At 61.7% G+C, this 21,927-nt stretch carries 20 protein-coding genes; 14 read left to right on the forward strand and 6 right to left on the reverse strand.

What is annotated here, in order from left to right:
• Nucleotides 1-13: 13 nt before the first annotated feature.
• Genes HMPREF2617_RS08960 through HMPREF2617_RS08990 form a run of 7 tightly spaced genes read left to right on the forward strand, consistent with a single transcriptional unit; the run spans nt 14 to nt 7,822 of the window.
• Nucleotides 14-670: a type 1 glutamine amidotransferase family protein gene (locus tag HMPREF2617_RS08960; protein WP_070422228.1), complete on the forward strand. Its 657-nt coding sequence runs from the start codon at nt 14-16 to the stop codon at nt 668-670.
• A complete protein-coding gene (locus HMPREF2617_RS08965) occupies nt 663-1,451 on the forward strand; it encodes an inositol monophosphatase family protein (protein WP_070422229.1) in 789 nt (262 codons plus the stop codon). The genes HMPREF2617_RS08960 and HMPREF2617_RS08965 overlap by 8 nt, the downstream gene beginning before the upstream one ends.
• Nucleotides 1,452-1,467: 16 nt before the next feature.
• A complete protein-coding gene (locus tag HMPREF2617_RS08970; protein ID WP_070450939.1) occupies nt 1,468-2,133 on the forward strand; it encodes a TIGR02234 family membrane protein in 666 nt (221 codons plus the stop codon).
• A gap of 39 nt (nt 2,134-2,172) precedes the next feature.
• On the forward strand, nt 2,173-2,991 hold the full coding sequence (locus HMPREF2617_RS08975) for an indole-3-glycerol phosphate synthase TrpC (RefSeq protein WP_070422231.1): 819 nt from the start codon (nt 2,173-2,175) through the stop codon (nt 2,989-2,991).
• An 18-nt stretch (nt 2,992-3,009) separates the two neighbouring features.
• Nucleotides 3,010-3,969 (forward strand): prolipoprotein diacylglyceryl transferase, encoded by a 960-nt coding sequence (gene lgt / locus HMPREF2617_RS08980; protein ID WP_070422383.1) that lies wholly within the window; start codon nt 3,010-3,012, stop codon nt 3,967-3,969.
• The gene (gene pyk / locus HMPREF2617_RS08985; RefSeq protein WP_070840546.1) at nt 3,962-5,386 is read left to right on the forward strand and encodes a pyruvate kinase; all 1,425 of its coding nucleotides are present in this window, start codon (nt 3,962-3,964) and stop codon (nt 5,384-5,386) included. Before lgt ends, pyk begins: the two co-directional genes overlap by 8 nt.
• A gap of 18 nt (nt 5,387-5,404) precedes the next feature.
• Nucleotides 5,405-7,822 carry an excinuclease ABC subunit UvrA gene (locus HMPREF2617_RS08990; RefSeq protein ID WP_070840611.1) on the forward strand — a complete coding sequence of 806 codons (2,418 nt, stop codon included), beginning with the start codon at nt 5,405-5,407 and terminating at the stop codon, nt 7,820-7,822.
• Between the two features lie 118 nt (nt 7,823-7,940).
• Here the strand turns inward: HMPREF2617_RS08990 and HMPREF2617_RS08995 are convergent, their stop codons facing one another.
• Both HMPREF2617_RS08995 and HMPREF2617_RS09000 read right to left on the reverse strand, forming a co-directional pair.
• Nucleotides 7,941-8,684 (reverse strand): aminotransferase class IV, encoded by a 744-nt coding sequence (locus HMPREF2617_RS08995; protein ID WP_070840547.1) that lies wholly within the window; start codon nt 8,682-8,684, stop codon nt 7,941-7,943.
• On the reverse strand, nt 8,677-10,521 hold the full coding sequence (locus HMPREF2617_RS09000; RefSeq protein WP_070840548.1) for a chorismate-binding protein: 1,845 nt from the start codon (nt 10,519-10,521) through the stop codon (nt 8,677-8,679). Before HMPREF2617_RS09000 ends, HMPREF2617_RS08995 begins: the two co-directional genes overlap by 8 nt.
• 29 nt (nt 10,522-10,550) lie before the next feature.
• Here HMPREF2617_RS09000 and HMPREF2617_RS09005 point away from each other — a divergent pair, with 29 nt between their 5' ends.
• The gene (locus tag HMPREF2617_RS09005) at nt 10,551-11,009 is read left to right on the forward strand and encodes a GNAT family N-acetyltransferase (protein ID WP_070450949.1); all 459 of its coding nucleotides are present in this window, start codon (nt 10,551-10,553) and stop codon (nt 11,007-11,009) included.
• Here the strand turns inward: HMPREF2617_RS09005 and HMPREF2617_RS09010 are convergent.
• The 3 genes from HMPREF2617_RS09010 to HMPREF2617_RS09020 are packed head-to-tail and all read right to left on the reverse strand — an operon-like array spanning nt 11,006 to nt 16,031.
• The gene (locus tag HMPREF2617_RS09010; RefSeq protein WP_070840549.1) at nt 11,006-13,396 is read right to left on the reverse strand and encodes a glycogen/starch/alpha-glucan phosphorylase; all 2,391 of its coding nucleotides are present in this window, start codon (nt 13,394-13,396) and stop codon (nt 11,006-11,008) included. The two genes, HMPREF2617_RS09005 and HMPREF2617_RS09010, sit on opposite strands and share 4 nt — an antisense overlap.
• A gap of 21 nt (nt 13,397-13,417) precedes the next feature.
• Complete coding sequence (locus HMPREF2617_RS09015) at nt 13,418-14,671, reverse strand: amidohydrolase (protein ID WP_070422237.1); 1,254 nt, start codon at nt 14,669-14,671, stop codon at nt 13,418-13,420.
• Nucleotides 14,672-14,678: 7 nt separating this feature from the next.
• A complete protein-coding gene (locus HMPREF2617_RS09020) occupies nt 14,679-16,031 on the reverse strand; it encodes a DUF4921 family protein (RefSeq protein WP_224213725.1) in 1,353 nt (450 codons plus the stop codon).
• 40 nt (nt 16,032-16,071) lie between these two features.
• Here HMPREF2617_RS09020 and HMPREF2617_RS09025 point away from each other — a divergent pair, with 40 nt between their 5' ends.
• Entirely contained in the window at nt 16,072-16,461 is a 390-nt protein-coding gene (locus HMPREF2617_RS09025) for a hypothetical protein (RefSeq protein ID WP_070422386.1), read from the forward strand.
• Here the strand turns inward: HMPREF2617_RS09025 and HMPREF2617_RS09030 are convergent.
• Nucleotides 16,431-17,558: a glycerate kinase gene (locus HMPREF2617_RS09030; protein ID WP_070840550.1), complete on the reverse strand. Its 1,128-nt coding sequence runs from the start codon at nt 17,556-17,558 to the stop codon at nt 16,431-16,433. The genes HMPREF2617_RS09025 and HMPREF2617_RS09030 overlap by 31 nt on opposite strands.
• Before the next feature lie 111 nt (nt 17,559-17,669).
• On the opposite strand from HMPREF2617_RS09030, the gene gdhA reads away from it, so the two are divergent.
• From gdhA to mutM, 5 genes are read left to right on the forward strand one after another with little or no spacing between them, the layout of a single operon-like run.
• A complete protein-coding gene (gene gdhA, locus HMPREF2617_RS09035; protein ID WP_070450958.1) occupies nt 17,670-19,016 on the forward strand; it encodes an NADP-specific glutamate dehydrogenase in 1,347 nt (448 codons plus the stop codon).
• Nucleotides 19,017-19,042: 26 nt separating this feature from the next.
• On the forward strand, nt 19,043-19,777 hold the full coding sequence (locus HMPREF2617_RS09040) for a DivIVA domain-containing protein (protein ID WP_070422240.1): 735 nt from the start codon (nt 19,043-19,045) through the stop codon (nt 19,775-19,777).
• Between the two features lie 34 nt (nt 19,778-19,811).
• Complete coding sequence (locus HMPREF2617_RS09045) at nt 19,812-20,348, forward strand: YceD family protein (RefSeq protein ID WP_070570036.1); 537 nt, start codon at nt 19,812-19,814, stop codon at nt 20,346-20,348.
• Entirely contained in the window at nt 20,345-21,112 is a 768-nt protein-coding gene (rnc, locus tag HMPREF2617_RS09050) for a ribonuclease III (RefSeq protein WP_070450962.1), read from the forward strand. The genes HMPREF2617_RS09045 and rnc overlap by 4 nt, the downstream gene beginning before the upstream one ends.
• A complete protein-coding gene (gene mutM, locus HMPREF2617_RS09055) occupies nt 21,105-21,926 on the forward strand; it encodes a bifunctional DNA-formamidopyrimidine glycosylase/DNA-(apurinic or apyrimidinic site) lyase (protein ID WP_070450964.1) in 822 nt (273 codons plus the stop codon). Before rnc ends, mutM begins: the two co-directional genes overlap by 8 nt.
• Nucleotide 21,927: the final 1 nt, after the last annotated feature.

Genomic DNA, 21,927 nt, shown 5'->3' on the forward strand with positions numbered 1-21,927 from the left:
ACACTACGCAACCATGACGAACACCCCGGCAAGCCCGACAGTCGCGGTACTTGATTACCTCGGCAGTGAGACCACCACCAGCCTTGTCAGTGCTTTGGTGAATGCAGGTGCTGATGCTTTTGCCACCACTGACCCCGACAAGGCTGTGCAGGCAAGCGGTCTTGTCCTGCCTGGTGGGGCATCGTTTGCAGACGCTGCTGCGGCGATCAAGCGCATCAAAGGGGATCGCATCGTAGGCCAGCGTCTGGCAGGGGGTAGGGCACTGCTTGCGGTCGGCACTGGAATGCACGTGCTTTTCGACGACGCCGTGACCGGCAGCCGCACCACACCAGGCCTTGGGGAGTGGCCGGGCCAAGTTGTGGAGGCAGCATTTGAAGCGGGGGAGTACCCCGTCGTGGCGGCAGATGGTTCGAAGCTACTGGCCGGAATTGTTGGAGACGTGTTCTTCGACGCGCCACAAGCCGTGAAGTCGTTCCCGTTGGCAGAGGATGACTTCATCGCCTACCCGAAACTGTCTTGGGCAGACATCAACGGCGAGCGCATCCTTGCCGCTGTAGAAAATGGGCCATTGTGGGCGATGGCGTTCGACCCAGCCATGTCCGGTGAGGTTGGTGTGAGCGTGCTGGGCAACTGGGTGCAGCAGCTGCAGCCGGAGGTGTCTCATGCATAAGCCGGCGGAGCTGCTTGATGCTGCATTGTGCGCGGTTGATGAGGCGCGTGAGGTATTCGTCGACAAAGTGGGGGCTGCTCCTGCACTGCGCAAGGGGGCCGGCGACTTTGCCACAGAGGCTGATCTGATCATTGAGAAGCTGTTGCGCAAGCGTCTGACGGACACGACTGGCATTGCGGTGTACGGCGAGGAACAAGGCGGGTCGTTTGATCCGGAGGCGTGCTGGGTTGTTGACCCGATCGACGGTACGTCGAACTACTCGTCCGGCAATCCGAACTGCGCCATCCTGTGCACGCTGCTGCTTGGTGGAAAACCGGTCGCAGCGATTACCGATGCGCCGCTGCTGAACATGCGCCTCACCGCGGTCGATGGCGAGCCCGTGCACCTCAACGGCAACGCCTTGCCACCGGTTGGTGCGCTGACTTCCGCTGCGGAGCAGGTGGGGATTGGCTCGTTGGCCTCGGCGGATAGGCAGCGATACCCAGCATCGTTCCGTCTCGACTTGGCAGGCGCACTCACGGATTCGCACCTGCGGCCGCGCATCAGCGGATCGGTCGGCGTTGACCTGGCCTTCGTCGCGCAGGGGATCTACCAGGCTGCGGTCAGTTTTTCCCCGCACATCTGGGATAACGCAGCTGGTGTGTTGTTGGCACGCAGTGCAGGGGCGAACGCAAGCGCGTTTGATGGTTCGGAATGGACTCCGACCACCGCCGGTGTGGTTATCGGTACACCGCATGCGCATCGTACTGTGCTCGATGCGATCCAGATGGTTGCAAAGTAGCGGAAGGACGCTTCAGATGAAGAAGAACAAAACCGGTGCACTGCTGCTCGGTGTGGCGGGTGCGGTGATGTGGGGCTTTTCCCGCATGGACTGGGTGACCGCGAAGTACAACGACGACCTCTCCGGCGAAGGTGTAGCAACCATCACCGGCGCGGAGTGGTCCACCGAGATCACCGCAGTGGCGGTGCTGCTGCTCGCCGGTGCGATTGCCGCGTTTGCGTTGCGCAAGGTCGGTCGTCGTGTCGTTGGCGGAATTTGCGCGCTCGCCGCCGCTGCTGCTGTCATCCCAGCAGCAGCGCTTCTGGCGCGTGGTGCTGACCATGAGCGTATCCACGCCATCTTGACGGCAGGGGCGGAACAGGCAGCCACGGATACGTCCTCCGCTGCTATTGCGAACTGGGCGGAGATCACCGCCGCCGACGTTGCTGTGGTAGGCCCAGTACTCACGATCGTGGGATGTGTGCTGGGGGTGATTGGCGGTGCGATGCTCGTCGTCAAGCCTGGCGAGGATGCGCCGAAGCAACACAAATACGAGAAGGAAGCTGTGCGCAAAGAAACCATCCGTCACGACCTGAAAGAGGAGCCGGATTCCGGACGCGTGATGTGGGATGCGCTCGACGCGGATATCGACCCGACCGAAACTGGTGACGAGGATTTTCGTCCTACGCAGGGCAACCGCTAACCTATAGCGCTATAGGCCGTATCACCTGGAGGTAGGCGCATGTCGGCACCGAGCGCAGTATCAAACGTTGTCGCTGGTGTGCTCCGTGATGTCGAAAAACGCGAAGCGGTCGTGCCGTTCCAGGAAATCAAGGCCCGCTCGCGCGACATGCCCCCAACCCGCGATGCTAAAGCAGCACTTTTGCGCCACGGCTGCGGGGTCATCGTGGAGATCAAACGCAACTCGCCAGTTTTTGGCCCAACCGCGGTAGGCAGACGCTCGATCGAGTCGGTTGCCCAAGACATCGAGCGCGGTGGCGCCCACCTCATCGCTTGCCAGACAGAGCGGCTGCGTTTCGACGGCTCCCTGGCAGATCTGGCCAACGCCCGCGCAGCCGTAAGCCTGCCGATGGTGTGTCGCGATGTCATCGTCGACCCGTACCAGATCCACGAGGCCCGTTGCTACGGCGCCGACATGCTCCCGCTGCAGGTAGGCATCCTCGAGCAGCCGCGCCTGGAGGCACTGCTGGACCGAGTGGAATCGCTGGGCATGGTCGGTGTGGCCGAGGTGCGCACGCCAGCGGAGGCGGATCGGGCCCTTAAGGCCGGCGTGAGTGTGATCGCGGTGAACTCCTGGACCTTTGACACCAACGACCTCAACCGCAACGCCTTTGCGGATATCGCGCCGGGGCTTCCCACCGAAGTGATCAAGATCAGCCTGGGTGGTGTGACCACTCCGCGTGACCTGATGGACGCCGCCGCGTGTGGTGCGGATGCCGTGTTGGCAGCGGAGGCTGTGATGGCGTCTGGCGATGTGTACGAGGCAACCCGCTCTTTGGCGGCCGCGGGACAGCACCCAGCCTGTCCATCGCGGAATTAAACTGGCACACTGTTGGGCGTGCAAACAACACTTCTGGCAAACATTCCTTCCCCGCCGCAGGGGGTGTGGCAGCTCGGACCGATTCCGATTCGTGCCTATGCGCTGTGCATCATGGCGGGCATTGTTGTCGCGCTGTTGATTTCCCTGCGTCGCTACAAGGCCCGCGGTGGTAATCCGGAGACGATCTGGGATGCAGCGATCGTGATTATCCCGACCGGCATTATCGGCGGGCGCCTTTACCACGTGATCACGGATTACGATAAGTACTTCGGTGAAGGCAAGAATCCGTGGAAGGCTTTCGACATCACGTCGGGTGGTTTGGGCATCATCGGCGCAGTCGCGCTGGGAACCCTGTGCGTGTGGGTGATGATGCGCCGCAAGGGCCTTCCGTTCGCGCCACTTGCGGATGCAGTTGCGCCGACGGTGATTCTCGCCCAAGGCATCGGCCGGTTGGGCAATTACTTCAACCAGGAGCTCTATGGGGCCGAAACCAATGTGCCGTGGGCGCTGGATATTTACTACCGCGTCAACGAGGCGGGGGAGTTCGCGCCGCTGACCGGCCGGTCCACCGGTGAGGTGATCGCGAGCGTGCACCCGACGTTCCTCTACGAGCTGATCTGGAACGTTGCGGTGTTCTTCCTGCTCATCTGGATTGACCGCCGCCGGCGCCTGGGCCATGGCAGCGTGTTTTGGCTCTATGTCGCGGGTTATACCCTTGGCCGGTTCTTCATCGAGCTGATGCGTAGCGACGAAGCCACGCTCATCCTCGGCCTGCGCGTCAACACCTGGATGACCGCAATCTTGTTCATCATCGCGGTGGTGATGTTCATGCGCACACCGAAGGGGCGCGAGACCCCGGAAGAGGTCGATCCGGATTACAACGCACCGTCCACGGCAGAAGAGGACAATCCGGAGTACCGTGTTGCGGTGGAAGACACGCGAGAAGCCTACGAAGGTGAGGTTGGAAAACGTGGATAGGAAAACGAAGATCGTTTGTACGCTCGGTCCCGCTGTGGCCAGCAAGGATGCGATCTTAGGACTCGTGCGCGACGGCATGGATGTCGCGCGCCTGAACTTTTCGCACGGCGATTACCCGGATCACGAGCAGAATTACCGTTGGGTGCGCGAAGCCACTGATGAGACCGGCCATGCGGTCGGCATTTTGGCGGACTTGCAGGGCCCGAAGATTCGCCTTGGCCGCTTTGAAGGCGACGGCAAAACCTACTGGGAGACGGGCGAAACCGTCCGCATCACCGTCGACGATGTTGTAGGTACGCACGACCGTGTGTCTACGACGTACAAGCAGCTTGCGCAGGATGCGAAGCCGGGGGACCGTTTGCTTGTCGACGACGGCAAGGTCGGCCTCGTCTGCACCGACATCGACGGCAATGACGTCGTCTGCCGCGTCACCGAGGGCGGCCCGGTGTCGAACAACAAGGGTGTCTCGCTTCCCGGTATGGACATTTCCGTACCGGCGTTGAGCGAAAAGGACAAGGAAGACTTGCGTTTCGCGCTGAAGCTTGGCGTGGACATTATCGCGTTGTCGTTCGTCCGTTCGCCGTCTGATGTCGAGCTCGTGCACGAGATCATGGATGAGGTGGGTCGGCGCGTTCCGGTCGTCGCAAAGCTGGAAAAGCCCGAGGCTGTCGACGCGTTGGAGTCCATCATCCTCGCATTCGATGCCGTCATGGTTGCCCGCGGTGACCTGGGTGTGGAGATCCCCCTTGAGCAGGTTCCTGCTGTGCAGAAGCGTGTGATTCAGATTGCGCGTGAGAATGCGAAGCCGGTGATCGTCGCTACGCAGATGCTCGACTCGATGATTGAGAACTCCCGCCCGACCCGCGCGGAGGCCTCCGATGTGGCCAACGCTGTGCTCGACGGCGCGGACGCCGTGATGCTGTCCGGCGAGACATCCGTGGGTGTGGACCCGCACAACGTGGTGCGCACCATGAGCCGCATCGTCCGCTCTGCTGAAACGATGGGCAACGTCCCGCCGCTGAACCACATTCCGCGCACCAAGCGTGGCGTGGTGTCCTACTCGGCTAACGACATTGCGCAGCGACTTAACGCACGTGCGATTGTCACGTTTACGACCTCCGGCGATACTGCACGCCGCGTGGCGCGTCTGCACCCGGACCTGCCACTGCTCGTGTTCACACCGGTGCAGCAGGTGCGTTCGCAATTGGCCATGACCTGGGGTGCGGAGACGTTCCTGTGCGATGAGGTCAACAGCACCGACGAGATGGTCAAGGTTGTGGACAAGCAATTGCTGGCCATGGACCAGTACCACGAAGGCGACACCATGGTGGTCGTCGCGGGCACCCCGCCAGGAGTTGCGGGCACTACCAACACGATCCTCGTGCACCAACTTGGCGAGGACACGCGAAACCCCTAACGCGTTACCCTGGTGGGCATGCCTGAAACACATGCCGGAATCCAAGTACGCGATGCCCACCTACACAACCTGCGCAACGTGGACGTGGATATCCCACGCGGCACTCTCGTTGCGGTGACAGGGGTGTCAGGCTCCGGCAAGTCGTCGCTGGCGTTCGGCACCATCCACGGGGAGGGACAACGGCGCTACCTGGAGTCGGTGGCGCCGTTTGCGCGTCGCCTGATTGGTTCTGCAGTAGACCCGCAGGTCGGCGCGGTTGAGGGACTGCCGCCGACCGTGGCGCTCGAACAGTCCACCTCCGGGGGCGGGGCGCGCTCGACGGTGGGGACGGTCTCGGCGCTGTCCAACAGCATTCGTCTGCTGTACTCGCGCGCTGGCGATAACCCGAAGGGGCTGTACTCCGACTCGTTTTCGCCCAACACGCCGGAAGGCATGTGCCCGACGTGCCAGGGCACAGGTGTCGTGCACGAGCCAACCGAAGAGTCGATGGTGCCGGACCCGACGCTATCTATCGAGGAGGGTGCGATCCAAGCCTGGCCCGGCGCGTGGGCAGGTAAGAACTTCCACGACATTTTGCAGACGCTGGGCTACGACCTCGATTCACCCTGGCAGGATCTGCCGAAGAAGGACCGCGACTGGATCCTGTTCACCGACGAGCGCCCCGTGGTGACCGTGAAACCCTTGCGCGGTGAGGACCAGATCCAGCGAAACTACAAAGGCACCTGGCGATCTGTGGCGTCGTATCTGACCAATACACTCGCCGAAACACAGTCCGATACCCTGCGCAAACGCGTGCTGTCCTACATGGAGTCACGCATCTGCGAGACCTGCCACGGCCGTCGCCTCAACCCGGAAGCACTCAAGGTTACCTATGCTGGCATGCCCATCGACGAGCTCGGCGCCTTGCCTCTCGACCGTGTCTATGAGGTACTCGCGGCACAGAAGCCCTCGGAGGGCTCCGCCGAAGACTTGCTGCTCAAACAGATTTTGCCCGCGGTGCAGTCCGCACTCGACTTGGGCCTTGCGCACTTGAGCCTGGATCGGCCCGCGCCCACGTTGTCCGCGGGTGAGTTGCAGCGCATCCGTTTGTCCTCGCAGCTGCGCTCAGGCCTGTTCGGTGTGGCGTATGTGCTCGACGAGCCGTCAGCGGGCCTACACCCGTCCGAGCGTGGTGCGGTGCTGGATATTTGCCGCCGATTCATCGACGCAGGCAATTCCGTTCTCTTGGTGGAACACGACATGGAACTCGTTGCCCAGACTGACTGGCTCGTCGACGTCGGGCCGCTCGCGGGTGAGCGCGGCGGCGAAGTGGTCTATTCCGGCCCCACCAGCGAATACTCCGGCGATGCGCCAACTGCCCGCGCGCTTGCCAACCGCAAGCTCTCGCTTAACGACGACCCCCGCGCCGCAACCGGCGAACTTTCCCTGTCCGGTGTCTCGGCCCGCTCCATCGACGGCCTGGATGTGTCGTTTGGGATGGGGCAGTTCACCGCCGTGGCTGGTGTGTCTGGTTCAGGCAAGTCGACGCTGGTCAGCACCGTTCTCGCCGGTGTCCTTCGCGACGCCGCCTCTACCGTTGTTGATGAAGACGATGAGGTGGGACAGGAGGGCGAGTGGGGCGTCGATAAGCATGATGGCTTTGACGCTGTCACCCGCGTCGTGCAAATTACCCAAAAGCCGATCGGGCGCACCCCGCGGTCAACCCTGGCCACCTACACCGGACTCTTCGACGGCGTGCGCAAACTCTTCGCCGCAACCGACGAAGCAAAGCGACGCAAATGGAGCGTGTCGCGCTTTTCCTACAACGTCAAGCAAGGGCAGTGCCCGACCTGCGGCGGCGCCGGCAAGATCGAAGTCGAGCTCGTGTTCCTGCCCGGCTCGTACACCACCTGCCCCGACTGCGGCGGTGCACGCTACAACGACGAAACCCTCGAAGTGACCTGGGAAGGACTCAGCGTTACGGACGTGCTGGAGTTGACCGTCGACGAAGCCGCGGACGTATTCGCCGACGAACCGAAGATCCTGCGCGCCGTCGAAACTCTGCAAGCCGTGGGGCTGGGGTACCTGCGCCTCGGCCAGGGCGCGCCCGAACTGTCCGGTGGCGAGGCACAGCGCATCAAACTCGCCACCGAGTTGCAGCGCTCCCGCAACTCGCGCCGGGGCCACACCGTGTACCTCCTCGACGAGCCCACCACCGGCCTGCATCCGGCCGACATCTCACTGCTAGTCAAGGAACTCAACAGCCTCGTCGAAGCGGGCCAAACCGTGATCGTGGTCGAGCATGACGTCTCCGTGATCGCGCAGGCGGACCGTGTCATCGAGATGGGCCCCGGCGCTGGCGCCGACGGCGGACAAGTTGTGGCTTCGGGCACCCCGTCAGAGCTCGCAAAGTGCGACACCGCAACAGGGCGCGTGCTCGCCGAGCGGTCGGCATAGTCCCGGAGGCTCGCTGGGTTTCGGTTGTGCCTGTGGTGCGACGCTATGCAGCGGCATAGAGTGTTGGCGGTTGTAGAGACTATGCAGTGGCATAGTCCTGGGGACCCACGGTGTTTCGCTATGCCTCGATGTGCCATTCGGTCGTAAAACTGCCCCACCACCAGTCGCGCCACTCGTTGAAACTTGGGTGGACCGGCGGAGTGATCACATCGCCGCCTACATGCAGTTCGCTGACGGGGCTAATGCCGTGGAGCGAGTTGAGGAACCACAACGGGTGCTTGGCGGCGAGTTCGGGTTTGAGCTGACGGCGCTCCACCCGCATATCTAACTTCTCGGCGCGCGCGACAACCTGGTGCAGTGTGACACTCGGCAGCCACACGCCGTCGGGGATGCACAGCGTGTCGCCGTCCCACATCACCAGCGCGCCGGTGGTTGTTTCCAGCATGGCGCCATGCTTATCGACGACCACCGTGTCGTCCGTTCCCGCCACCTGGTACCGCGAACGGTACGCGTGAAATGCGGCGAAGTCGGGGCCTTTCACCTCGGGCTGGGTGCGCGGGTCTGGGGCTTGCGTGTAGGTCAGTGAGGTGGTGGGGCGCGCGGGAGGGGCGGGGCGGACGTCGAGAAGCAGTTCGCCTCGAGACAGCGCGATGCGGGGAAAAAGCTCGCCGGTGCTGAGTAGCGTCAGCATCGCGTCGACAAAGCCGTCGGGTAGCGGGCCGGCAGATCGGGCGAAACGCTCCAGGTGCAGGCCGAGGCCGTTGGTGTGGCCGTTCGAGTGACGCCAGGAGTCGGCTACATCGAGGGGGATGTTGGAGACATCGCACCCGACGAAGTCGCCGCGCCAGGTGTACCTACGCATTCCATGCTCCCAGCACGGACTGGGCCTTCAGGTTACGCTCGGCGAGCTCAGCGGAAGGGTCGGAGGCGAGTACGATCGCGCCGCCTGCTCCGACGGTGACGGTGGAGCAGGCGCGCACGGCGGTGCGGATGACCACGGATAGGTCCGCTTGGCCGTCGAACCCGATGTAGCCGAGCGCGCCTGAGTAGACTCCGCGCGGGGAGGTTTCCAGCCGGTCGATGATTTCACACGTCCGTAGTTTCGGTGCGCCGGTCATGGAACCGGGCGGGAAGGTGGCACGGATGGCGTCGACGGCAGTGGCTCCCTCGCGTAGCTGCCCGGTGATGGTGGAAACCAGTTGGTGCACGGTGGCATACGACTCCACCTGCATCAGACCCGGGACCTGTACGCTGCCGGGTTCGCAGACGCGGGAAAGATCGTTGCGCAGCAGGTCGACGATCATGAGATTTTCGGCGCGGGTTTTGTCGTCGTGAAGCAATGTGGGGTCCTGATCAGCGGCGATGGTGCCCTTGATCGGCTTGGCCTCCACCTCGCGGCCACGCACGGTGAGGAAACGTTCGGGCGAGGCGCTGGCGACTTCCACACCGTCGAAAATGAGGTGCGCGGCATATGGCGCGGGGTTGTGCTCACGCAGCGGCGCATAGATCTCGCCGGTCGCTTCGGCGGTGTAGGTGTCGGTCAGGCAGACCTCGTAACTCTCACCGGCGCGCAGCAGGTCCTGTGCTTTCTCGATGCAGTCGAGGTAGTCGGGGTTGCTCCAGGAGCCATTGCTTATCGACGACCCCCGCTCACCGTCCGCCCCATCCAAGGCCTTCTCGAGGCGGTCAAGGAGTGCATCCGTGCCGTCGCCGGCGAGTGCACACAAGTGGGCGGTTTCGGCCTCGTGGTCGTAAACGATGAACGATTGCGGGCGCACAAAGTAAGCATCCGGGTACGGCGAGCGGTGGCGCAGCGTGATCGGGAGCGTAAGTTCCGCGCACTCGTAGCCGAGGTACCCAATGACACCGCCGGTAAAGGGCAGGTCAGGCGCGTCGTGGAGAGGGGCGGATAGTTCGTGTTGGAGGGTGTGGAGGATATCGGGGTCGCTACCAAGCGAATAGCGAAACGAGCGCGACAGGGCGCCCGCGGTGTCTCCGAGGATGGAGAAACGCCCGCGGGGGTCGGCGGAATCGAGGAAAAACGCATCGTTGCCGTCGCGCTTGATCGCGTTGAAGACGCGCTGGCAGTCGAGTGCGCCGGGCACCTCGCGGTGCAGCAACCGCCAGCCGCCGAGGAAGTTACGCATGATCGCGGCGCCGTGCTCAGTCAGCACGGATTCAGGGTGGAACTGCACACCCCAATGCGGAGCGCCATCGACCTTGAGCGCCTGGATGACGCCGTCTTCGCTGCGAGCGTGCACGGTGACGCCAGGGATTTCCTCGACGTGTAGAGAGTGGTAGCGCACCACCTGAAAACCCTGCGGAATACCGGCGAAGATGCCCTCACCGGAATGGGTAATTGTGGAAACGAACCCGTGGCGAGGCTCCGGCGCACGAGTGACGGAGGCTCCTGCGAGCATCGCCAGACCCTGGTGGCCCAGACACACACCCAGCAGCGGGACCCGGGAATCGGCGGCAGCCTCAATCACGCGCCGGGACGTACCAAAGTCTTCCTCGCGTTCGGGGGTACCTGGCCCGGGGGAGATCACAACGTGGCTGAATTCGCCGGCGCGCACTCGCTGTGGAAGGTCAGCACCCTCGCCAGCAGGCACAACGAGTGGTTCGCGGCCGGCGGCCTCGGCGATGAGGTGGGCGAGGTTGAACGTGTATGAATCGTAATTGTCAATGAGCAGGATCATCGATTCGGAATCGTATAGCGTTGACGCGCATGGACGCCAGCATCCGACAAGCAAGCGCACAAGACGCCATCGCCATTGCCGACATGCACTACCGCTCCCGTGCCCAAGCATTCCGGGGGCATATTGACGACGACGTCCTCGACGATCACGCAGCACTCGAACAACAGTGGGTCGAGTACTTCCGCAACCCGAACGGCCGCGTCGCAATCGCGGAGTTCGACGGAAAGATCATCGGGTTGGCGTACGGCATCCCAGGCGAGCGCACCGAACTTCGCAACCTGTACCTGCTCGAGGACGCAGCAGGGACAGGAGTGGCGCCGAAGCTTCTCGACGCCGTCATCCACCCCGGCGAACCAGCATTCCTCTGGGTCGCAGACTTCAACGACCGCGCCCAGGCCTTCTACACCAAGCAAGGCTTTGCGTTTGATGGTGAGTCGAAAACCCATGAGCGGGACAAGATCACCACCAAACGCATGGTGCGCGATTAGTTGATCGGGGTTGGGCTGATCTTCCAGACCTCGTCGGCGTAGTCGCGGATGGTGCGGTCGGAGGAGAATCGGCCAGACTCGCAAATGTTGATCCAGCACTTCCGCGCCCACTCGTCCTGGTCGGCGTAGTAGTCAGCAGCCATGCGATCACGAGTGTCACGGAAATCGGCAAAGTCACCCAAGACGTAGAAGACGTCGCGCTCGCCGTAGCCGTTGTCGTCGAGAAGCGATGCGCGAATGTCATGGAATGCACCGGTGCCACGGTCATCCAAGGTGCCGTCGACAAGCGCATCGAGCGCGCGCATCAGCCCTGGGGTCTGCTCCGCAACCTGGCGCGGGTTGTAGTGAGCCTTCAGCTCCGGCAGGTTCTCCTCGCGGGCACCGAAAATGTAAGCGTTGTCCTCGCCGACGGCATCGACGATCTCCACATTCGCACCGTCCATCGTGCCCAGCGTGAGCGCGCCATTCATCATGAACTTCATGTTCGATGTGCCCGAGGCCTCTTTGCCAGCGGTGGAAATCTGCTCAGAGACATCCGTTGCCGGGATGATCTGCTCGGCGGGGGAGACGTTGTAGTTCTCCACGAACACCACGTGGATGAACTGGGAAGCAACCGGATCATTGTTCACCAGGTTTGCGATGGTGTTGATGAGCTTGATGATGCCCTTCGCCGTGACGTACCCCGGGGCCGCCTTCGCACCAAAGATGAACGTGCGCTTCGGAATGTTGTGCTCGCCATCCTTGGTGATCCGGAAGTACAGATCCAGGATGTACAGGGCGTTCATCAACTGGCGCTTGTACTCGTGCAGACGCTTGATCTGGGTGTCAAAGATCGAGTCCGGGTCGATCACCGCACCCTGGCGGGCGTTGATCCATCCGGCGAAGTCACGTTTGTTCGCTGCCTTGATCTCGCGCAGCTCGCGCATGATATCCGGGTCGTCCGCGAAGTGGCGTAGCTCCTGCAGCTTGGAAAGGTCGGTAACCCACTCGTCCGAACCCGCGAGACGGTCCAACAGCTCGGACAAGCGCGGGTTGCACATACGCAACCAACGGCGAGGGGTCACACCGTTGGTCTTGTTGTTAAAACGTTCCGGATACAGCCCGTGCCAGAAGCCGAGCGTGTCGCGTTTGATGATCTCCGTGTGAAGCGCAGCCACACCATTGACCGAATAGGAGGCGTAGCAGGCGATCCATGCCATGTGGACGCGACCGTCGTGGATCGGGGAGTGGTGGTGCGCCGTTTCTGGATCAACCCCACGTGCCTCCATATCAAGGCGGTAACGGCGGTCAATCTCTTCCACAATCTCCCAGATGCGCCAGAAGAGCTGCTTGAAGATGGACTCCTCCCAGGTCTCCAGCGCCTCCTGCAGCACCGTGTGGTTGGTGTAGGCAAACGTGTTGGTGGTGACTTCCCAGGCGTCGTCCCAGCCGAGTCCGTGCTCGTCCATAAGCAAACGCATTAGCTCAGGAATGCCGAGCACCGGGTGTGTGTCGTTGAGCTGGATCGAGTTGTACTTGTGGAAGTTGCGCAGGTCGTCGCCGTGGGCGGCGCGGTAGTCGTCGATAAGTTCCTGCAACGATGCAGACACGAAGAAGTATTGCTGACGCACGCGCAGCAACTTGCCGGCGTACGTGGTGTCGTTCGGGTAGAGCACACGCGTGATGTCGTGGACAGCCTCGCGCTCAAGGATCGCGTCGGCAAAGCGCTGAGAATTGAACGCGTCATAGTCGAACTCATCGATCGGGGAAGCGTCCCACAGACGCAGTGTGCCCACATTGTTCGTGCCGTAACCCGTGATCGGCATGTCGTACGGAATTGCGCGCACATCCATGTCGTCGAAATGAACAATGCGCTGCTCAGAGCCACGACGCACGATAAACGGGTAGAACGATTCCTTCCAACGGTCCGGGTGCTCGCGCTGGAAGCCGTCCTCGAACTCCTGGCGGAACAACCCGTAGCGGTACAGCAGGCCATAGCCGGTCAGCGGATAGTCCTGCGTCGCTGCCGAATCCAAGAAGCAGGCGGCGAGGCGGCCGAGCCCGCCATTGCCCAGTGCCGCGTCGTGTTCTGCCTCCAACACGTCGGAGAGCTCGTGGCCCAACTCGCGGGCCACAGCCTCAGCCTTATCGACGAGCCCAAGGTTCGTCAGATTGTTCAGCAGCGCACGGCCCTGCAAAAACTCCGCCGAGAAATACGCAGCGCGACGAGTCTTGCGGTAGGTGTTGCGAGTTTCATCCCAATCGTCGGCGATCTGCTCAACGACAGCGGCCGACAAGCCGGTCCAAAACTTCTTTACGGTTGCGGCTTGCGGCGACTTGCCGGCAAAGCCACGGACATGGCCTGCGATCGTCTGCTCAAATGCGGGTGACTGCTTGGAGAACGTCATGGCGCCCAAGCGTACCGCCAGTTAGCCAGCTAGGTAGGTCAAGACAGCAACTGCGGCCGAGCGTGTGGCAGCAGAAATCGTGGGCTCATAATCCGGCAGGAAGTTCGGCATATGGTTGACCGGAACATCCTCGGCAACCCTATCCTCCGCGACAGCACGATCCCACACGTCGCGCGGGGTGCATCCGATGAGCCAGAAGAGGTACGGCGCCCCAAACGTTTGACCGATGATCGGGAAGTCCTCGGAAACCGTCTTCGGATCCGACGTGACCGAGTCCTCACCGAACACCGCATCGAAGTTCGCGCGCACTGCGGAAAAGACCGCCTCGTCGTTGTCCAACAGTTCGCCGTGAGCAAAGTACTCGATGCCAGCCGTGCCCTCCGCGCCCGAGGCAGCTACCTCGGCATGGACAACACGCTCGATGGCGGCATACACGCGTGCCTTGACCTTGTCGTCGTAGAAACGGCAGTTGAGCACCAACTCCGCCGACCCTGGAATGATATTGATCGCGCGCCCAGCACTCATGCTGCCGACGGTGACCACCGCGAAATCCGCCGGATTGACCTCACGCCCCACAATCGCCTGCAGACGAGCGATAATCATCGCGGCAGTAAACGTGGGATCCACCGAGTTGTGCGGCATCGAACCGTGGGCCGAACGGCCGGGAATGTGCACCCTGATCGAATCACAAGCAGCGAACTGCGGGCCGGGCTTGGACATGACCTCGCCAGCGCGACCAGGCATCACGTGCAGGCCCAACACCACGTCCGGGGTGGGCACCTTCTCAGCCAGGCCGCCATCGGCCATGTCTTGGGCGCCCGCAGCCAGCTCCTCGCCAGGCTGGAACAATGCGATAAACGTGCCCGACCAGTGGTCGCGCGTGTTGTCCATGACGTGGCACAAGCTCAGCAGAGCCGTGGTGTGGATGTCGTGGCCGCAAGCGTGCATCGTGCCGGTCGTGTGCCCATCCGCAGTGGTGACCACCTTGCGGGAAGCAAACGGTACGCCGGTGCGCTCCGTGACCGGAAGGCCATCAAAGTCGGCTCGGTAGAGCGCTGTCGGGCCTTCACCGTTGCGAAAGACTGCGCAGATGCCGTACTTGCCAATCGGGGCAACAACCTCGCAATCAAGCGGCTTCAACTCATGCAGGATTCGCTGGTAGGTCTCCTCCTCGTGCATGGAGAGCTCCGGGTTAGCGTGCAGTTCCTCGTAGAGTCGGCGCTGCCAGGCTGCATCAACCTGGTACGTATCCAAGATGTCGGCGATGTTGCTCATAGTCTCGTTACCTCTCTACGTTCGGGGCCAAACCTTGGGTATAGCGCAGCACGTTCGGCCTAGGCGTGCATTCTTGGCCTATACGGATACTAGGCGCGACCGTTCCCACGGCACGCAAGCGCTCCAGTTCCGTGGTGACGCGGTCGTGGACATCAAAGGGCGAAAGCGTATTGACGAAGATCTGCGTGCCGCCCTCAAAACCCGCAACAGTAGAGATGCGCCACTTCACATTGATACGCCACGGCATTGGCACCTCGACATCGTGTGGTTTGTAGTGCCACTCTTCGTTCGTGGCCACACGGGTACCGGTCGCGGCGTGTGCGGCGTGGAGCAGGTCCGACATGGCACGGACCTCGTCGTCAGTGTGCAGCCATGGCTCGCATGCTTCCGACTTCGAATACACCGTCATCGTGGGGTAGCGGTGCCCCACACCGGCAACTAGGACGGCGTGGTCGTTCTCCGCGATGACCAGGTTGTTGTCGAAAGCGGGGTTCACACCCCAGTCGTTGTACATGTTCGGGTGCTGCTGCAACTTGGCGATTTCGGACTCAGCGTTGACGCCATGCTCGTCGATAGCAACCAACTGCTTATGCAGGTGTTCAAAGGACGCGCCGGCTGCGGCGAGCCAGTTTTGAAACACCACAACATAGCGGGCGTGACGGTGGTGAGTGATGAGGTCGTGCAACGAATCGACGGTGAAGGCGATGAACTGGTAATGCTCATCCGCAGTGAGCGAGCCTGAGCCTGCGAGGTCGGAGGTGTCGCGGGCGTCGTCGATAAAGTGCCGCCTTGCAATGATGACGTCGTGCCCACCACCAAAATAAGCAGGCGCGATGCTGAGCAGTTGCTCGTCCGGCAGATCCGGATCCTGACCCGACGCAGACAAGCGCGTGCGCACAATATCCAACACGTGGTGTCGGCCAGACGGGTCCGACAGGTAGCGCTCCATGTGCTCCTGCCAATCTTTTGACATTTCCGCACCATAGTTTTCGCGCCAGTAGTCGTAAGAAACGATCTCGAACAGGTTGGGCACGCGCCGAAAGTCGGCCTGTGTCGCATCGAGTTCATCCGGCATGACATTGCGCAGAATGTCGAAACCCGTGCTGGTAGTCACCAGTCGCGAACGCTCCGGGGGAGTATGCAGCATGCGGTCCGCGCAGAAATTACACGTATCGGTGTGCGCGCCGGGGCCAAGTGCTGCAGGTTCGTTCGGCTGGGGGTGAAGCGGACGGTTGCCACGGCCAGGCACCGTCCACACATGGGTTCCGGTGAACGGATTGACCTGCTTTAACGTGCCGTCCTTCATACGTTGCAGCGCTGTGTGCTGCGCGGGCGTCGGGTTGACAGCAGCGTGAGACATGAACGACACCCTACCGCCCCGAGCGTCTAGCCTTATGCCCATGTCTGTCATTCAATTCGACGTCCTCGTCCCACCCGCGGCAGCTCCAGAGGTACGCGACGCATTCCAGCGCGCCCTCGACATCCTGGTGCGCCGCGAGATGCTCACCTCCGGCAGCGTGACTATGGAGCAAGTGCGTATCGACGACACCGTGCACGCCCAGCTCGCCGAAACCTATGAACACGACCGCGGCGAGCCAGCAGACGACGCTGAAATCCACCGCTACCGCATCGAGTCCGAAGGCGCGGACAGTATTAACCGCCTCGCTATGGGGCTCTCACGCATCCTGACCCCCAAGCGTGACCTGCCACGCGACCCCGTGGCGCTCGAGGACCAGGACAAGTTCGAGGCCCCGTCGATTTATCCCTGGACAGTTGAAGTGTTGAGGTAAGCGACCGCAATCTCCGCACCGGCGCGAACGAGCTGCTCGCGGACGTCGTCAATCTCGGGCAGCGTCACTGCGAGAGTTCCGTTGGCGGGCTGCTCGTCGAAACGCCCTGCAGCAATCGCGAATACCGCACCTGCTTCCGCAGCAAGCTCGCCGACCACAGACGCCACCTTGCCGGTGCCTGTCTGTCCATCGAAGCGACCTTCGCCGGTGATCACCAACGCAGCGCCATCGATCTGCTCAGTCAGCCCGTTGGAATCTGCGACAACGCGCGCGCCGGGCACGATATGCACGTGGGAATCGGTCCCGTGCAGCATGGTGGAAAGCCATGTCAGGCCGATGCCCACGCCGCCCGCCGCACCAAGCCCCGGGGTTGTGGGGTCGATCTCTGCGACCTCGCACAGTCGAGCAAGGCCACGATCCAAGAGTTCAACATCGTCGGCGGTCGCGCCCTTTTGTGGGCCGAACACGTGAGCTGCACCGTTCGGGCCTGTTGCTGGTGCAGACGTGTCAGTGAGCAGCACCCACTCCATAGCGCCAGCAGGGACATTGACTTTGGCAGTGTCGAAATCCGCAAGGTTTTCCAAAGCGCCACCGCCAGGTTTTAGCTGATAGCCAGCAGCGTCGAGGGGGTTGACACCGAGCGCCACCAGAATGCCGGTACCGCCATCGACCGTTGCGGTGCCACCGAGACCAAGCACGATACGTTTCGCGCCGCGGGTCTCCGCATCAGCGATGAGCACACCGGTGCCGTAAGTGTCGCCGGTCAGCGGGACCGGCTTTTCCACAGCGGGCAACCCAGAAGCAGCAGACACATCGATATAGGCGGTGGAGGAGGGGGCGTGGAATGTGTATTCGGCTTCGGTAAGGCGACCGTCTGCTGTGGTCGTCGGTAAGCAAATGCGTTCCCCCTCAAACAACGCGGACGTGCCCTCGCCACCGTCGGCCATCGGGGCAAGGATGATTTGGGCATCGCGGATCACGCTTGTCACACCCTCTGCCAGCCATTCAGCAGCCTCCTGCGCAGTAGCAGTGGACTTAAACGAATCCGGGGCGATGACGATTTTCGGCGACGGAGCCGGGTCGAAAGAGGAAGACATGCGGGCAAGTTTAACCGGAAGACCGCAAAATTCCGCGGGCGGGCGAGATGTGTTGTAGCATCTTTCCGGTAAACAATTCTGCAAGCCTATAGAAATTGGAGGCGGGGTCCCATGAGTGCAATCGACCAGGAAGTTGCGAGTTTTTACGACAGGGTGCTCGAGCGAAACGCGGGAGAACCCGAGTTCCACCAAGCAGTTGCCGAGGTGCTCGACTCTCTGAAGATCGTCCTGGAAAAAGACCCGCACTACGCCGACTACGGCCTCATCGAGCGCCTCTGCGAGCCGGAGCGTCAGATCATCTTCCGCGTCCCGTGGATCGACGATGACAACAACGTGCGCGTCAACCGCGGCTTCCGTGTCCAGTTCAACTCCGCGCTCGGCCCCTATAAGGGCGGTCTGCGATTCCACCCGAGCGTGAACCTGGGCATCATCAAATTCCTTGGCTTTGAACAGATCTTCAAAAACTCGCTCACCGGTCTGCCCATCGGCGGCGGCAAAGGCGGGTCCGACTTCGACCCGAAGGGCAAGTCCGACGCTGAGATCATGCGCTTCTGCCAATCCTTCATGACTGAACTGTGGCGCCACATCGGCGAATACCGCGACGTCCCCGCGGGTGACATCGGCGTGGGTGGGCGCGAAATCGGCTTCCTGTTTGGCCAGTACCGCCGCCTGGTGGACCAGCACGAGTCGGGCGTGCTCACCGGTAAGGGGCTGACATGGGGTGGCTCCCTCGTGCGCAAGGAAGCCACGGGCTACGGCGCTGTGTACTTCACCGACGAAATGATGCGTACCAACGGCGAATCCATTGACGGTGCACGCGTGATTGTCTCCGGCTCCGGCAACGTTGCCACCTATGCGATCAAGAAGGCGCAGGCGCTTGGTGCAACTGTCGTTGGCTTCTCCGACTCCTCCGGTTGGGTGGAGACCCCGAATGGGGTTGATACTGAGCTCCTGATCGACATCAAGGAAAACCGTCGCGGACGCGTTTCCGACTATGTCGCAGAAGCCACCGGGGCGACCTACCACACCGACGGCTCCATTTGGGACCTCGAAGCTGACGTGGCGTTGCCGTGCGCAACCCAAAATGAGCTCAACGGCGAGCATGCCCAACGCCTCGTCGACAACGGTGTGAAGTACGTCGCGGAGGGCGCCAATATGCCGTCCACGCACGAAGCGACCGAGGTCTTCCGGGCTAATAAGGTCTCTTTCGGCCCAGGTAAAGCGGCTAATGCCGGTGGTGTTGCTACCTCTGCGCTGGAGATGCAGCAAAACGCTTCCCGTGACTCCTGGTCCTTCGAATACACCGACGACCGTCTGCAGCGCATCATGTCCAACATCTTCAAGACCGCGGCACGAACCGCAGAGCAATATGACCGCGCGGGCGACTATGTTGTGGGCGCAAATATCGCTGGGTTTAAAAAGGTTGCCGACGCGATGCTGGCGCAAGGCGTGATTTAGAGCTTCATCCAGTACGCTGTGCAACTATGTACCGCGTTTTTGAAGCCCTCGATGAGTTAGTGCAGACGATGGAGCAGGCCTACGGCGTGCCGATGACCTCCAACTGCATGGTGCCCCGCAATGAGATGCTCGCTCTTCTCGACGACCTCCGCAACGCCCTGCCCGGCGATCTAGACGACGCCCAGGACGTTCTGGACAAGCAGGACGAAATCCTGCGCGGGGCCCAGGAACGCGCCGACGTTCTCGTTGGCGACGCCGAAGAGGACGCCCGTCGCATCGTTTCCGACGCCCAAGCCGAATCGGAGACGGTGCTGTCGGACGCCCAGGACCACGCAACTCGACTCGTCTCGGGCGCCGAGGAAGAGTCGAACATGATGATCACCCGCGCTCGCGACATTGCAGAAACCACCATCAACAGTGCTCAGCGCGAAGCCGATCACCTTGTGGAAACCGGCAACGAGGAATACCAGCGCTCCGTCGACCAGGGCCTGAAGGAGCAGAAGCGCTTGATCTCCGAGTCTGAGGTCATGCGTCGCGCAGACGAAGAGGCACATCGCCTCGTCGAAGACGCACACGCTGAATCCTCCCGCCTGCGCGCAGAGTGCGACGACTATGTCGACTCCAAGCTCGCAGAGTTCGAGGAGACCCTCAACACCGTGCTGCGCACTGTCTCCACCGACCGCTCCGCGCTGCGTCGTGGGGCGGGCGTCTCCGGTGCAGACCGCGCTCGCCGTGGCCAGGGTGAAGCCGACGAGTACTAGCAAGGGAAGCGATTCGTTGTAGTCTGAAAGGGCTATGGCTAACAATCCTTTCGTATTTGATGTTTCCGGCGTCCTCAAAGGCGATGGACTGCCGGAAACCCTGACGCAGACGGGGCCATCCCCGTCGCGTATCGGCCCGGAAATGATCGCTATTCCTGAAGGCCGAGAGGTCAAGATAGAAGCCACCCTGACCCCACTTGGCTCCGGCATCATGGTCGATGCGACCCTGACTGCCGAATTTGTAGGCCAGTGTGTGCGCTGCCTTAAAGATCTGACCCCCACCGAAACGCTCCAGATCTCCGAAGTGTTTTCCACTTCAGATGATTTCATCACCGGAGACGCAGAGGAAGAAGAAGACCGTGGCTCGGGGGACGAAATTGCCCGTGTCGAAGGCGATACTGTCGACCTAGAGCAAGGGTTTGTGAACGAAGCTGGGCTTAACCTGCCGTTCAACCCGTCCTGCCAGCCAGAATGTGCCGGAGATACCGACGTTCCCGTGCCGGACGGTGTATCGGGTGAAGAAAACAACCTCGTCGACCCGCGTTGGGCAGATCTGGAGAAGTTCCTGTGAGCCGTTCACGCAGGAAACCCGCCAACGCCGAACAGGCATGGGAAGACGCCTATGGGGCAGTAGACCATGCGCCACTGCTGGAAAAACTGGGCGTCAACATCGAGCGCGACAATCTCAAACTTGCGCTGACTCACCGCTCGTTCGCCAACGAACACAACCAACTGCCCAACAACGAGCGACTCGAGTTCGTCGGCGACGCCATCTTAGGTCTGACCGTGGCAACTAAGCTCTTTGAGCTTTACCCGTCGCGTCCCGAGTCCGATCTTTCTCCAATGCGCGCAGCGATTGTGTCGCGTTACGGCTTGTCCGACATCGCCCGTGAGATCAACCTCGGCCAGCACGTTCTCATTGGCAAAGGTGAAGAACTGACTGGTGGGCGCGATAAAGAGTCGATTCTTGCCGACACAACAGAGGCTGTGCTCGGCGCGATATATCTCGAGCATGGATTCGCGACTGCCCGCGACGTGATCCTGCGGCTTTTTGACGAGAAACTGCGTCACGCCACGGTAAGCAAAAAGAACAAGGACTGGAAGACCGCACTGCAAGTTCGTGTGGCAGAACTGAAGCTCCCTGTTGCAGAGTATCGCTCTGAGGCGACCGGTCCGGACCACGAGCAAACCTTCCACGCCGAAACGCTGATCAACGGTGTCGTGCGAGGTAAGGGCGTGGGGCCGAACAAGAAACTCGCGGAACAGGAAGCAGCGCAACAGGCACTGGTATACCTGCGCGACCACGCTGCCGAGGCCACCCTGGGACATGCCTGAACTGCCAGAAGTTGAGGTGGTCCGCCGGGGGCTCCAACAACACATAGTCGGCCTCACGTTCGGCCGCGTCGAAGTGCTTCACCCACGTGCATCGCGTGGCAACGAAGTTGATCTTGAGCGTGTGCTGCCGGGACGTACCGTCGTGGATACGGGCCGACGGGGCAAGTACTTGTGGCTACTGCTGGACAATGGGGCAGCGGTGCTGGTGCATTTGAGGATGAGTGGACAGATGCTCGTCGCAAAGCATGGCGAAGTGACATCGCCGCATTTGCGAATTCGCGCAGACATGGGCACATGTGAGCTGTGTTTCGTCGACCAGCGCACGTTCGGATTCTGGCAATACACCGACCTCGTCGACGGGGTGCCTCGTCCTGCGGGCCATATTGCGCCGGACCCTTTCGAGGATGCATTTGATGTGCGAGAGACAGCGCGCGCGATGCGCCGGAAGAATTCGGCTCTGAAAACGGTGCTGCTCAACCAAGAAATTGTCAGTGGAATCGGCTCGATCTACGCCGATGAAGCAATGTGGTCTGCAAACCTCAAACCCTGGCGTAAAGCGCGCACCATGCGACAACGCGACGCCGAAGCAGTGCTTGAGGCATCGCGTGACGTAATGGCCCGGGCGCTCGAGCAAGGCGGAACGAGCTTCGATGCCCTCTATGTCAACGTCAACGGAGCCTCCGGATACTTCGCACGCTCTCTCAATGCATACGGTCAAGCCGGAAAACCCTGTGCGCGATGCGGAACGGAGATCGCCCGCACCGTGATCAACGGCCGTTCCAGTTATTACTGCCCGGTTTGCCAAGTGCTCTAGG

The sequence above is a fragment of the Corynebacterium sp. HMSC070H05 genome, assembly GCF_001837615.1.
Taxonomy (GTDB): Bacteria; Actinomycetota; Actinomycetes; order Mycobacteriales; family Mycobacteriaceae; genus Corynebacterium; species Corynebacterium coyleae.